Origin of the sequence: Pontibacillus chungwhensis BH030062 (assembly GCF_000770675.1) — a bacterium.
GTDB lineage: Bacteria > Bacillota > Bacilli > Bacillales > BH030062 > Pontibacillus > Pontibacillus chungwhensis.
Genome location: NZ_AVBG01000011.1, coordinates 69,597 through 82,230, shown reverse-complemented (window position 1 = coordinate 82,230; position 12,634 = coordinate 69,597). Strand labels below are relative to the sequence as shown.

Below are 12,634 nucleotides of genomic sequence, written 5' to 3'. Positions count from 1 at the left end.
GTGCTAAAGGGTGCGATTTTACATCATTTTTTATAAAGGGTGCAGAAGTGTTAATAGGAGGGAGCATAATAATTAAAAGAATTTTTAGGAGTATTGTGTTCTTCTCAATAATAATTCTTTCGTCATGTAATTCAAATTCACAGGCCGAATCAATAGTGAAGCCAATACTAAGTGAATTCCAAGAGAAGGGGATTATTTTGAATGAGAAAACAGAAAAGTCAAAAATATTTACTTTTGCTGGTTCGGATGAGAAACATTATGACTTTAATGGTGGAAGTGTTTATATCCTATACGACTTTGGAAGTAAGGATAGGATAGTCGACAAACTAAAAACAATTCTTGCTGAAACAGAATTTCCATATGGTGTTAATAGTTTATATACAGATCAATTCATCATTGTCTTTATTGCTAATGACGGTAACCGTGAAGTAGAAGAAAAGGTTGAATACATATTCAAAAAAATAAAATGATCACTGTGATTTTTGCATAAGAACAGTAGCTTTTCTATGTACAGAGTAGAAGGGTTTTAGGTTTAAAGCTAAGATTTGATATTTGACTAATTGAATTATGTTAACGCTTACAATGATGGGAAGTCTTGATAACCCCGTTTTTGAATACGAGATTTTAACAAGCATAGGAAGGATGATTGTATGGATAAAAAATCAGTTATTGAAAAGTGGTTCAATGAAGTTTTTACAAAAGGACTTTAATAATTTGTGGTAGATATGAAGTCGAACGTCCATTAAAGTACTCCATTTAGAGGAGGGCGAAGAAATTGAAGTATTTATTTGAATATAACTGGAGTCTGAGAAATAGATGGATAGACTGGTGTAATCATTTAACCGTTGAGGATTTGTTTCAGGAGAGAAGTGGTGGGCATCAATCTTTTATAAGGAATTTATTTCATATAATAGATGTTGAACAGCGTTGGTATGCCCGCCTAACTGGTAGAAAAATCTTAAGACTAGATTGTAATCATTATAACTCATTAGAACTACTGAGTGAATTATCTGTCAGTATAGTCCCCGAAATAAGAACATTTATTGATAAAGAAATATATGAAGAAAAAGAAGTTACATTTGAGACTAAAGACAGGCAAACCACTATTATATGTACACACGGAGAAATCTTAAGACATATGATTGCCCATGAAATCCATCACATCGGTCAATTGTCTGTCTGGGCAAGGGAAATTGGTAAAGAGCCTGTTTCTGCTAATTTTATTGGTCAAAACCTGATGTAGATATAGAATCTTCTTTCACTAACGATTCAGACTAGTTTAATAGGGATGTTGGAATAGGAGGAAATATGATAAGAGAAATAATGGAGAATTGGGATAGGTATTGTACAGATGAAAATTTTGTAGGGATAGGTTCTACACGAAAAGTTTATATAGTATGCGATTATGTAGTTAAAATAAATACGCATCCATAGAGAAACGAAACTAATTCCAAATCTGTACCAAGAAGCTCTTACTCTTTTAGACCAGGAATTCGATAGTTTTGATTTAAAAGACAGCAGTAATTATGGTTTAAACAGTGAAGGGAAACTTATTTTTATTGATTATGGAATGAATAAAAAATTGTATGAGGAACAATGGGTACCCTCAGCAGAGAAGGGAATTTTGCCACAGATTGACTACGCTCTTTGTACGGTTTGTGAGAGCAAAAAAGAATTACGTATGTACGGAGAAAAGGACAAAGATAAACGTTGTTATTCGTGTGGTAAGCAATAAGGGGCAGGTCAGAGTTCATAGCGATAAACTTTATAAAATTGGAGGTTTTTTTATGACAAAGGATAATTATTATCGTTTTGTAACTATTGGGCTTACATCATCTGTAATTGGATTTATACTTTTATTCTTCAGTACGAACTTTGGGACATTAATGGCTGATAAGGGTGGCTCGGATCCTGCTATGTATCATATTCGGATAGAAAGTTATATAAATAGCTTTGTAGTTTCTGGGGGCATACTTTTCGGTATAGGGCTAGTCACTTTGATTCTTACCCATTACATAAAGATGACTTACACAAAAGGACAGTAAGCTATGTTAATGAAAATAACAAAGGGTTTATAACGTTGCAATAAAGCCTGTCGAAAAAGATCGTAATAAAAGGTATTCAACTAAACCAAGATTAAATAAAGGAGCGGTAGATAGTGAGTAAATCATTTATTGAACAAGTTCATTATATTAGAATCCCAGTAAAAGATTTAGAACAGTCCGCACAATGGTATAGAGATGTATTAGGGCTCCAGTTACTAACTATTACGGAGGAACCAGTTGCCATTATAAAAGTAAATGAAGGCCCTTTTTTACTTGTGTTAGTGCCTACTGAAGATGAAACGTTTTCGCATTTTACAATCAATCATGAACAAGCATTTAGTATTGGCTTTGCAACTCCAGAATTATCTCGATTTCATCAACACTTAATGGATCATCAAGTTAAGGTCGATCATATGGAAGAAGATAAAGGTCATGCTTATTTCCATTTTTATGATCCGAATGGTAACAAACTTCAAGCACACTGGTAAGGTATGAAACAGGTGCTCTAGTCGAAGCTGAAGACTATTTTATTGAGATAGAATAAAAGGTTTTCTTTCCAATGGAGCGAAGATAATAAGATGAGAAGTCAATTATTTAGGAGGATATTGTATGGAGCTTGGTGCATTTTCTGTTAGCTTAACTGTAAAAGACATTAAGAAATCTAAAGCATTTTATGAAACGTTAGGGTTTGATTCTCTTGGAGGTGTTCCTGATCAAGATTGGGTTATTATGAAGAATGGGGACTGTGTGATTGGGCTCTTTCAAGGCATGTTCGAGAAAAACATCTTAACCTTTAATCCTGGCTGGGATCAAGATGCTAAAGAACTTGATTCTTTTACCGATTTCAGGGAACTTCAAAAACAGTTAAAAGAAAGGGGAGTCAAAATCCTTTCAGAAGCAGATGAATCGAGCGAAGGACCAGGGAGTTTTACAATTGAAGATCCTGATGGGAATCCTATTCTCATTGATCAACATAGATAATTGATACTAAGATGTATTATTACCATGTTCTTATATAGTGAGGAACAAACCAAAACATGGTTTGTTCCTCTTTTTTCAATCTTAAGCTTTTACGCGATACGCTTGATTATGCTTTTGTAGCGTTTCGTCTGAACCGAATAGGAAGTGTTTCTTCATATCAGGGGAATATTTAGAATTAATTGCTTCACGGCCAACTGTTTCAGCTACTTCACGAAGCATGGCTGGAGAAGCGCCGCAACATAACCCGAAGTAATTGACCCCTGTGTCTAGTGCATCTTTAGCCCAACTAGCAATCTCGTAACGGTTGCAGTAAAGTGGGTCAAGAGAAGTTGGGAATGTCGTTTCTGTTGGTAAGTGACAGGCACAACCGCCATCTGGTAGATTAAAGAACGTTGGGTGCTCTTCTGAGGTGCGGTATGGAACAGGTAGTGCAGCTACATAGCCGTCACAAGCCTTGCGAATCTTTTCTACATAAGGTTGCATTGTAGCAGGTCCGCGGAAGCAGTTCATTCCAACAACTAAAGCTCCTTGTTCTTGAAGCAAACGACAGGCTTCTTCTACTTCATAGCCGTCACGCATTCTATTCTCGCCCATAACGCCCAGCGTAATAACAGCAGGGAGGTCTTGCTTGAGCACTTCTTCTAGAGCAATTTGTGCTTCTTCATAGTAATAGAACGTTTCTCCGTTTACGAAATCGACCCCTTCTTCTTTACACCAAGAGATCATCTCGGCAAACATTGAGCGAACGGCCTCTTTTGAGGATTCATCTTCAGGATCAAAGAGATTTGTATTCGAAATGTTTCCAGCCACAAGCGCTTCCTCAACTGGATTCTCTTGAGCTACTTCTTTTGCCAGACGAATCGCTTGTCGGTTAAGAGGTTCTAATAGCTCCTCTTTCCCAATAATGCGCATCTTCTCACGGTGAGCATTATAGGTGAAGGCTAAAACAACGTCAGAACCTGCATTCATATAATCGCGGTAGGTTTGCTTTAGTGCTTGAGGATTATCAAGTGCGACTTCAGGAACGAAGGAGCCGGCTTGAAGATAGCCTCGACGCTCCAATTCGAATAAGTAGCCTTCTCCGCAAATAACCGGTCCATCTTGTAATCGTTGTTCGAGTGTTCGTTTCATGTTAATCAATCCTTTCAAGGGTGTAAGTAATAAGGAAGAGGGTATAAGAAAACCCTCTTCCTGAATAAGAAGAGGGTGTATGTAACAAGGCCTCCTCTTATCTGCCAGATCAATAATCGATCTGTAGGAATTAGCACCTTTTTCAAGGACGATCCTTGAAAGGTTGCCGGGCGTCACAGGGCCTAGTCCCTCCGCCACTCTGGATAAGAGTTTGTTATTTAATTAATAAAGCTTGATATGGATTATAACGGGTAAGATTTCCATCGTCAATCATTTTTCAGAAAAATGTTAAGATTCCATTTTTAATGTAAAATGAAGTGGGAGGGATGGATCATGAAGAGAAATCTACAGATAAGGGATGTAAGCGTTAACGAGATTGATGAAAAATTTTTAATAGAATTCGACCGGTTTCAGGAAACTAAAAGTGTGTGGTATACGACAAACCAAACCGATGTAAAGATAAAGGCTGATTCTTTTATCGATCATTGGAGCCAAGAGCAGAAAAAGGACATCTCCTTGTACTTAAAAAGATGCATCGAAGAAGGCGGAGGTGTAGTAGCTGCCTTTGAAGGAACTCAGGTAGCCGGATTTGCAAATGTAGAGAATCGTTTCTTTGGATCAGCTAATCAATATGTGCCACTGCCTTTTATTCATGTTTCAAATTCTTATCGTGGGGAAGGCATAGGGAAACAATTATTTTATCAGTGTTGCGAGATCGCTAAAGACCTGGGTGCTGAGAAAATTTATATTGGCGCTCATCCTGCAGTAGAAACGCAACGCTTTTACCAATCTGTGGGCTGTATATTAGCACAAGAGGTCAACGAGGACATCTATCAGAAAGAGCCGTTAGATCTTCAATTAGAAAAGCTATTATAAAAGCGCCTGCTCATGTTGCAGACGCTTTTCTTTATATAGCAAGTTCGTATCGTTTTTTGTAGTGTGGATGAATTAAATAATAATAAGGATAAGCTTTACTGTACGTTAGCTGAATAATCGGACCTGCAAATAATACACCAGCAGCAGTACCTAGTCCGACAGGCCCTCCAATTAAGAAGGCTGAAGTCGATGTAGTAAGTGCTACAAGCGTTTGGCTAAGGCGTAAGCTTAGTCTGAATCTGCTTGCGATGGCTAAGAAGAGCTGGTCCACTGGCGCCCTTGGCAAGGCAGGCAGGATATACATTCCGACTCCGACAGCGCTAAGTGTGATTCCGAGCATAAGTGCTCCAGCCTGTATTAAGAATGGTGAATGAAGCAAGGTGAAATCGTGAAAAACGATCTCGAGCCAAAAATCGAGTATTAAGCTTTCTAATACAAGCGGTATAATGGCACGCGGCTCAGGCATCTGTTTCATAAGCCATCCGTTGGCAAAGATAAACAAGAACTGAAAGAGGGCGTACCATATACCAACAGTGAATCCGAGTTGATCCGATAAACCTACAAATAAAGCTGTCCAAAATCCCGCGCCTAAAGTGGCTTTAATAAGTAAGGCCACACCAAAAAAGTTAACCAACATTCCTAACAGATAAATACTTACGCGATATACCATTCTTGACCCTCGTCTTTCCTTTAGTATCAGGGCTTATTTAACCTTGAGCCATTCTAGTACGCAGAAGAAGGTCGGGTCAATCTAAAAAGAATAGAAGATTTATAGATTTTGATAGAATTTTCTGATAAAATAACAAAAAGAACGAATTTGGGGGAGTTATCATGTTTCCGTATGGTTCGAGTGTAGCGTGGAAACGTAAAGGAAATAACGTGTTGTTCTACTATGTTGCTCTAGGAGTAGTAAGTTTGTTCCTGTTGCTTCTGTTCCAATCGGGCCTTACTTTAAGCGATAAGCTTTTATTAGGGGGCACTTTAACTATTGGTATAATAAAAGCCTCATACTATTATTCACTAAGGAAGAAATCATACATTCAATTTCATGAAGATCGTCTTGAAATTGCGCAAATTCCTTTATTAAAGAGTAAACAAATAAATTACAATCAGATCCATAATGTCGTTATGGTTAACAATGATATGCTAACGTTAAATATGGTAGATGGATCAGAAGAGACTATTTACCGTGATAAGTTAACGGATGTTTCCTTTAATAGAGTAAAAGGGATCCTAGTTGATCAATTAGGTCCTAGATCTGCTTATTTTTAATAGACTTCCTTACCGAGCGTGGTTAGGCTTTTTAGGAGTGCTCAACGTAAATGTAGCACTTCTTTTTTTGTCTTTACCTTACTCAATCCTTCCTCTTCGTACCCTCTTTACGGACTTTCATCTTACCAAAAGTTTTATGGGTGAGCTGGTTCCTTTTCCTTATTTTAAAAATGGGTGGTTTAGTTCGTAGGGAAATGAGGGAAAGGTCATAAATTGTAATGAAAAGAAGGGAGTTGATGGTTTGGAAAATTCGAAGAAAGATATGCCGATTTTTGTGGCGGTTTTGCCGCTACTCATTATGATCGTGGGGATGGGATTTACGATCATTAAGTATGAGGGGGCGCCTCATGTACCATTATTGTTAGGGGCTTTTTCAGCTTCTATTATTGCTTTACTGTATGGGTATTCATGGGAAGCAATTGAAAATAGTTATTATAAAGGCATACATAAATCGTTACCAGCCATAGTCATTTTAATTTTAGTAGGCCTGATTATCGGTTCGTGGATTGGTGGGGGAATCGTAGGGAGTTTGATTTATTATGGACTTAAACTCATATCACCTGGCTTTTTCCTAGTCTCAATTATGCTTCTCTGCACAATCGTTGCCTTATCGATCGGAAGTTCCTGGTCGACGATGGCGACAGTAGGCGTTGCAGGTATGGGTATTGGAATTAGTATGGGGATCCCAGAACCAATGACAGCTGGGGCTATTATTTCTGGAGCATATATGGGCGATAAGATGTCCCCTTTATCAGACACGACGAACTTGGCTTCTGGAATAGCAGATGTAAACTTGTTCGAACACATTAAACATATGCTTTATACTACAATTCCAGCTTATCTTATTGCTTTTTCGGTATTTTTCTTTTTAGGAAGAAAATTTTCTGTAAACGGTTTCGAAAAGGATAAAATTGAAGGGATTATGACGAGCCTTGAGAGCCATTTTCTTATTTCTCCTTGGTTACTTCTTGTTCCTCTTGTCGTCATCATACTCGTATTATTCAAAGTTCCTGCATTGCCTGCTTTAAGTGTTGGGGTTATTTTAGGTTTTCTTTGTCAGATTGTGATTCAAGGAGACCAGGTGGGCACGGCTGTTACCACACTGTACGACGGTTTCTCGCTAGAGACCGATAATGAGATGATTCGTGAACTGCTTAATAAAGGTGGTTTAAGCAGTATGATGTATACAATCTCCCTTACTCTTGTTGCTATGATCTTTGGAGGAGTACTAGAAGGGATGGGGATGCTTGAAAGATTGATGGATGGCATTGTCAGTTTAATACGCTCGGGTAGAGCACTCATTCCAACGACAATTTTTACATCATTCCTTACGAACGTATCAATGGCCGAGCAATACATCTCTATTATTATACCTGCTCGTATGTACGCAGAAGTGTATCCTAAGCATAACCTTCATCGTAAGAATTTATCTCGAGCAGTTGAAGACGGAGGAACAGTAACGAGCGTTCTTGTTCCTTGGAATACAGGTGGTGTTTTTGTAGCAGGGACGCTCGGTGTTCAAACACTCTCCTATGCACCATATGCGCTCTTTAATATTATTACACCGATTCTTTCGATTATTTTTGCGATTGTAGGTTTCAGTATTGTTAAAAATAAGATAGGAGCGAAGTCAGATCAGTCGACTTCCATGTAGTAAAGTAAGGACTAAGCCGATGAAGGGTTTAGTCCTTTTTTTATAGGATTTTCGTACAAATGATGGGCCCTTTGCATAGGATGGGGTGATGAATTTTTTGAAGGGGATGATGAATGTGTATTATGGTTCACACATTGATCCATATCAGGATGATACTTCGTACAGCACAAGGGAATTGAGTCGGAGCAACCAGCGTGTAGCGGAAGCGCTGCTAAGAGGAATAAAGGGTGAGGCGACTGCGGTAGACTTCTATAATCGCTTAGCGCAAGCCGCGCCAAGCGAAAAGGATTATATAAGCATCGTTCAATCGTTGAGGAAAGAGCAAGATCATTTGAACCGATTCACAGATCTGTACACAGAGATTACGGGTAATCAACCTACGTATCAAATTAATCAAATTCCATTTTACACCTATGAGGAGGGTCTAAACAAAGCATACGATATTCAAACTCAGAATTATGAAGTGTATCGTGAACTTTATGAGCAATCTCATCTTTCACCGATCCACGATTTATTCTTAAGAGCTTGTAATGACGAGGTGGAGAATGCTGAACGATTTAATGCACTATCCTCTGAAGAGACACGAGTACCTTTACAAGATTATGGGGGGGAGCCTTTTGTAATTGATATTAATGAGGCAACCCTCCAAAATGACACGTTTCGTACAGCCCTTTGGACGGGGGAGAACTTTCAAGTTACCTTGATGAGCATTGAGCCTGGAAGCGACATTGGATTGGAAGTTCACCCCAATATAGATCAGTTTATCCGACTTGAGCAAGGAGAAGGTTTGGTACAGATGGGAGATACGAAAGATCAGCTTACCTTTGAACAAAAGGTAGGGGATGATTTTGCCATCATGGTACCAGCAGGTAAGTGGCACAACTTAACAAATATCGGTGATGTTCCGATTAAGGTATATGTAATTTATGCGCCACCTGAACATCCCTTTGGCACGGTTCATAAGACAAAGGCTGATGCAATGGAAGCAGAAGAATAGGGGGAGGTGCAGTGTTTTTTCACTGCACCATTTTTATTTGCGACAAGAAAACACAAGAAAGAGGGGAATTCGCTTTCTTCGGTTGTATTCTTCTTCATTAGGGAAATAATTTATTTGTGGTTCGCATTCTTTTAAGTTTTCAATTGTAAACCCTACCTCTTTTAGAAGCTGAAAATATGTTTCCGTAGTTCGGTGATACTTGATTACTTGTTCATCCATCCACTGTTCTTGACGCTCCCCTTGATTAAAGTAATCATCAACGACCCAGTTTGATCGTTTTCCGGATAGAGCAGCACATTCAACTGATGACGTTAACACAGGGTGTTGGATGCTGCATAAGAACTGTCCTCCGTTTCTTAAGGAATGGAAAATATTCTTCATAACAGGGGAGAGATCAGCAACATAGTGAAGAGCCATGCGTGAAACGACAACGTCATATTGCTGATCTTTAAACTCCCAATCTTCCATAGAGGAAAGATGGATAGCGGAATAGTCTTCTGGCAATCTATTGCCTGCTTTTTCGACCATATTTAATGAGGGATCTACACCTTCGTAAAAAGAACACTCCTGTTGGATTAGTGTTAAACCAAAACTACCGTCCCCACATCCCAGGTCCAGAATTCGCTTACCTGGAACGGAATCTATTAGATCATTTATGACCGGGCTCTCCATTGTATTATTGGGGCTTGTTTCTCTGTTTCTTCTAGCCATGAATTGATTGAAAAACGATTCTTGATCATAAACATTTGATCCTTTATATGCCATGAGATCCCTCCATTGGTTTAACCATAGAAAGAAGTTCAGGTTATCTCTGAACTTCTTTCTAAGTACTTATAATGTTACATTGAGCTGTTCCAATCCCCTTAGTAAAAACATCTTCCGCCATGCAGGGGATGTATGCGGGGCGAGCTCGAGGTTTGGGCAAGCAGTTAATAGATGTTGGATCGCAATTTTTCCTTCTAATCTAGCAAGTGGTGCACCGAGACAAAAGTGAATGCCAAAAATGGATGCGTTCCCGAACTTTTGTTCATCTCTATTCGCTGAAGTTAAAGAAGCAAAAATTACATCACCTCGTTTTAAGGTCTTGCCGTGAAATTCACGGGCATCTTCCACCCAGCGAGCCGTTGAGAAATCAACTGGGCTATAGTATCGGAGTCCTTCTTCAATGGCGCTTTCGATCAAACTGTGGTCCTCTTTTAGTTTATTGAATTGATCGGGATGCTGTAAGAGAGCGTAAATCGTATTGGCTATTAAATTTACTGTGGTCTCATGACCGGCAATGATAAGAAGTACGACCATTGAATAAAGCTCATTACGACTTAGCTGTTCACCTTCTTCTTCAGCTTGAATGAGGTTCGAGATGAGGTCGTCTTTAGGTTCTTTACGACGGCGTTCGAACAGATCATCTAAATAGGCTACGAAGTCTTTGACGTCTTGTGAGAATTGAGGGTGTTCACCTTCTGATGCTGTTACGATCGTGTTCGACCATTTTCGGAACGAGTTACGATCTTCAGGTGGTACACCTAGCAATTCGCTAATGACGATAATCGGTAATGGGAAGGCGAATTCATCAATAAGGTCAACCGGGCCTTGTTTTTCTTTCATTTCTTCAACTAATTCTTTGGCTATGTCATCAATTCTAGGGCTTAAGCTTGAGATCGTTTTGGGATTAAAGTAAGGCGTGACAAGTTTGCGAAGTCGTGTGTGGTCGGGTGGGTCAAGGTCTAGCATCATATTTCTGAAAATATTTTGTTCAATACCTTCCTCGTTTCCATTTGAATATAATTTAGAGAAGCCTTTTAAGAAGCTTGGTGTCTTTAATAGTTCTTTCACATCACTATAGCGCGTCACCATCCAGGTCGTCTGGTTATGTACTTTCGACATCTTGAAAATGGGGTTTTCTTGGCGAAGCTCTTCGTAAAACGGATAGGCGCCTTCTTTGAATTGAGATTGAAAAACTTTTTCTTTCGTACTCATGTCTTAACTCCCCTTTTATTACAGTATAAAAGAGTAAGAAAAATCTAACAAACATTATTTACCAAAATTGTGTTAAGGTTTTAGTGGGGGTGATTACGCTGGACGAATCATACTATGTAGGGTGGGGGACGCTTGCTTTAATTAATGCGGCTCTAGCTCAAGGGAAGAATCGGACTGGGCTCAATTGGTTCCTATTGTCATTGTTTACGGGTCCAATTGCGACGTTATTGCTTCTCTTCAGCGAAAAGCGAGGAGAGGTCTAATTGAGTTGTGCTCCTAGATCTTGTACAATGACGAGAGTACATAAGACTGAGTAGGGATAGGTGTCATCATGAAAAAGCATATCGTAATTGGAGGCGGAATTGTCGGAGCCTCTACCGCTTATCATCTTGCTAAAGCGGGTGAGCAGGTCACGCTCGTCGACCGACAAGATCAAGGCCAAGCCACTGAAGCGGGAGCAGGTATTATTTGCCCTTGGCTAACAAATCGTTCAAATAAATCCTGGTATCAACTCGTTGAGAACGGGGCAGCTTACTACCCTGAGCTGATTGAAGCGCTTGAGAGAGACGGGGAGACAGAGACCGGATATAAACAGGTTGGTGCCATAAATATTTTTGATACTGAAGAGAAACTAGACCGAAAAATGGAAGTCGCATTAAATCGGAGAGAAACGACTCCCGAAATGGGGGAAGTGACAAGGCTCTCAGCTGAAGAGACACATAAGCTGTTCCCTGTACTATCAGAGGAATATTGTGCTGTCCACGTAAGTGGTGGTGCTCGTGTTAATGGGGGAGCTGTGAGAGATGCTCTTATGCGGGCAGCAGAGAAGAATGGTGCTAAGATTGTTTCCGGAAGTGCCACGCTTATATACGAAGGAAGTCGTGTTATAGGTGTTAAAGTAGATGGAGAACAGTATAAAAGTGATCAAGTGCTGGTGACAGGTGGCGCATGGGCTAAAGAGATTCTAAAACCATTAGGGTTACATTTTGAAGCCCGTCCTCAAAAAGCGCAGATCATTCATTTGGATTTACCGGATTGTGATACGAATGAATGGCCAGTTGTCTTGCCACCATACAATCACTACATTTTAGCATTTGAACATGGAAGGATTGTCGTAGGCGCTACTAAGGAAGATGAAGCTGGTTTCAATAATGATGTCACAGCTGGTGGCGTTTCTGAACTGTTAGATAAAGTCCTTCGTGTTGCTCCGGGGCTCTCAGAAAGCCATTATGTTCAAACTAAAGTCGGCTTTAGACCTTTCACCCCAGGATCAAGACCTGTCCTTGGTAAGGTATCTAGTGTGGAAGGTTTGTTTGTTGCAAACGGTTTAGGGGCATCTGGTTTAACTAGCGGTCCTTATTTTGGAATGGAACTTGCTAACATTGCTATGGGGAAGGAGACGAAGATTGCCAGGGATGATTTTGACCCGAGTATAGCCATTCAATAATAAATCTCATTGCCCCGATAATGAGATTGTGTTGTAGAAGGTAAGGTGAGAAGTGTGGAGGTTACATTATTATCAATATTTTCAGCTATCATTATATTGATAGCTATTTATTCAATGGTAAAGGTATTGATCATTGCTAAAAAACGAAGTGAAATAACAACCGTACAATATAAAACATACGTAACCATTACCATAGCTTCAGGATTGGTTATAGCTACCGTATTACCCTTTGCTTATAACAAGCTGATGGAAAT

At 39.4% G+C, this 12,634-nt stretch carries 14 protein-coding genes and 1 riboswitch; of the genes, 10 read left to right on the top strand and 4 right to left on the bottom strand.

Annotated elements, in window-relative coordinates; all coding sequences use genetic code 11:
* Nucleotides 1–197 precede the first annotated feature (197 nt).
* From N780_RS14020 to N780_RS14000, 5 genes are all read left to right on the top strand, one after another.
* The gene (locus tag N780_RS14020; protein ID WP_156969190.1) at nt 198–470 is read left to right on the top strand and encodes a hypothetical protein; all 273 of its coding nucleotides are present in this window, start codon (nt 198–200) and stop codon (nt 468–470) included.
* A 305-nt stretch (nt 471–775) separates the two neighbouring features.
* Nucleotides 776–1,243, top strand: coding sequence for a DinB family protein (locus tag N780_RS14015; RefSeq protein ID WP_036785318.1), 468 nt, complete (start codon nt 776–778; stop codon nt 1,241–1,243).
* 544 nt (nt 1,244–1,787) lie between these two features.
* Nucleotides 1,788–2,045, top strand: a complete 258-nt coding sequence (locus N780_RS14010; protein ID WP_036785316.1) for a hypothetical protein — start codon at nt 1,788–1,790, stop codon at nt 2,043–2,045.
* A gap of 113 nt (nt 2,046–2,158) precedes the next feature.
* Entirely contained in the window at nt 2,159–2,533 is a 375-nt protein-coding gene (locus tag N780_RS14005; protein ID WP_036785314.1) for a VOC family protein, read from the top strand.
* A gap of 121 nt (nt 2,534–2,654) precedes the next feature.
* On the top strand, nt 2,655–3,026 hold the full coding sequence (locus N780_RS14000) for a VOC family protein (protein WP_036785313.1): 372 nt from the start codon (nt 2,655–2,657) through the stop codon (nt 3,024–3,026).
* Nucleotides 3,027–3,107: 81 nt separating this feature from the next.
* On the opposite strand, the gene N780_RS13995 is transcribed toward N780_RS14000, so the two are convergent.
* Nucleotides 3,108–4,157, bottom strand: a complete 1,050-nt coding sequence (locus tag N780_RS13995; RefSeq protein WP_036785474.1) for a homocysteine S-methyltransferase family protein — start codon at nt 4,155–4,157, stop codon at nt 3,108–3,110.
* 94 nt (nt 4,158–4,251) lie between these two features.
* Nucleotides 4,252–4,367: riboswitch (SAM riboswitch) on the bottom strand.
* 123 nt (nt 4,368–4,490) lie between these two features.
* Here N780_RS13995 and N780_RS13990 point away from each other — a divergent pair.
* Nucleotides 4,491–5,033, top strand: coding sequence for a GNAT family N-acetyltransferase (locus tag N780_RS13990; RefSeq protein ID WP_036785311.1), 543 nt, complete (start codon nt 4,491–4,493; stop codon nt 5,031–5,033).
* Nucleotides 5,034–5,064: 31 nt separating this feature from the next.
* On the opposite strand, the gene N780_RS13985 is transcribed toward N780_RS13990, so the two are convergent.
* Nucleotides 5,065–5,703 (bottom strand): YczE/YyaS/YitT family protein, encoded by a 639-nt coding sequence (locus tag N780_RS13985; RefSeq protein ID WP_036785309.1) that lies wholly within the window; start codon nt 5,701–5,703, stop codon nt 5,065–5,067.
* 161 nt (nt 5,704–5,864) lie between these two features.
* Here N780_RS13985 and N780_RS13980 point away from each other — a divergent pair, with 161 nt between their 5' ends.
* The 3 genes from N780_RS13980 (at nt 5,865) to N780_RS13970 (ending at nt 8,956) form a co-directional block, all read left to right on the top strand.
* A complete protein-coding gene (locus N780_RS13980) occupies nt 5,865–6,305 on the top strand; it encodes a hypothetical protein (RefSeq protein WP_036785306.1) in 441 nt (146 codons plus the stop codon).
* Nucleotides 6,306–6,567: 262 nt separating this feature from the next.
* Entirely contained in the window at nt 6,568–7,959 is a 1,392-nt protein-coding gene (gene nhaC / locus N780_RS13975; protein ID WP_198135867.1) for a Na+/H+ antiporter NhaC, read from the top strand.
* 88 nt (nt 7,960–8,047) lie between these two features.
* Entirely contained in the window at nt 8,048–8,956 is a 909-nt protein-coding gene (locus N780_RS13970; RefSeq protein ID WP_232299543.1) for a cupin domain-containing protein, read from the top strand.
* Between the two features lie 33 nt (nt 8,957–8,989).
* Here the strand turns inward: N780_RS13970 and N780_RS13965 are convergent, their stop codons facing one another.
* Both N780_RS13965 and N780_RS13960 read right to left on the bottom strand, forming a co-directional pair.
* Nucleotides 8,990–9,721, bottom strand: a complete 732-nt coding sequence (locus tag N780_RS13965; protein WP_036785302.1) for a class I SAM-dependent methyltransferase — start codon at nt 9,719–9,721, stop codon at nt 8,990–8,992.
* A 66-nt stretch (nt 9,722–9,787) separates the two neighbouring features.
* On the bottom strand, nt 9,788–10,933 hold the full coding sequence (locus N780_RS13960) for a cytochrome P450 family protein (protein WP_036785298.1): 1,146 nt from the start codon (nt 10,931–10,933) through the stop codon (nt 9,788–9,790).
* Nucleotides 10,934–11,264: 331 nt separating this feature from the next.
* Here N780_RS13960 and N780_RS13955 point away from each other — a divergent pair, with 331 nt between their 5' ends.
* Nucleotides 11,265–12,380 (top strand): NAD(P)/FAD-dependent oxidoreductase, encoded by a 1,116-nt coding sequence (locus N780_RS13955; RefSeq protein ID WP_036785296.1) that lies wholly within the window; start codon nt 11,265–11,267, stop codon nt 12,378–12,380.
* Nucleotides 12,381–12,634 lie beyond the last annotated feature (254 nt).

Excerpts from the sequence above, each read along its gene's own strand:
- N780_RS14010 (WP_036785316.1), top strand. The coding sequence starts at position 1,788 with ATGACAAAGGATAATTATTATCGTTTTGTAACTATTGGGCTTACATCA.
- N780_RS14000 (WP_036785313.1), top strand. The coding sequence starts at position 2,655 with ATGGAGCTTGGTGCATTTTCTGTTAGCTTAACTGTAAAAGACATTAAG.
- N780_RS13995 (WP_036785474.1), bottom strand. The coding sequence starts at position 4,157 with ATGAAACGAACACTCGAACAACGATTACAAGATGGACCGGTTATTTGC.
- N780_RS13990 (WP_036785311.1), top strand. The coding sequence starts at position 4,491 with ATGAAGAGAAATCTACAGATAAGGGATGTAAGCGTTAACGAGATTGAT.
- N780_RS13985 (WP_036785309.1), bottom strand. The coding sequence starts at position 5,703 with ATGGTATATCGCGTAAGTATTTATCTGTTAGGAATGTTGGTTAACTTT.
- N780_RS13980 (WP_036785306.1), top strand. The coding sequence starts at position 5,865 with ATGTTTCCGTATGGTTCGAGTGTAGCGTGGAAACGTAAAGGAAATAAC.
- nhaC (WP_198135867.1), top strand. The coding sequence starts at position 6,568 with ATGCCGATTTTTGTGGCGGTTTTGCCGCTACTCATTATGATCGTGGGG.
- N780_RS13970 (WP_232299543.1), top strand. The coding sequence starts at position 8,048 with ATGAATTTTTTGAAGGGGATGATGAATGTGTATTATGGTTCACACATT.
- N780_RS13965 (WP_036785302.1), bottom strand. The coding sequence starts at position 9,721 with ATGGCATATAAAGGATCAAATGTTTATGATCAAGAATCGTTTTTCAAT.
- N780_RS13960 (WP_036785298.1), bottom strand. The coding sequence starts at position 10,933 with ATGAGTACGAAAGAAAAAGTTTTTCAATCTCAATTCAAAGAAGGCGCC.
- N780_RS13955 (WP_036785296.1), top strand. The coding sequence starts at position 11,265 with ATGAAAAAGCATATCGTAATTGGAGGCGGAATTGTCGGAGCCTCTACC.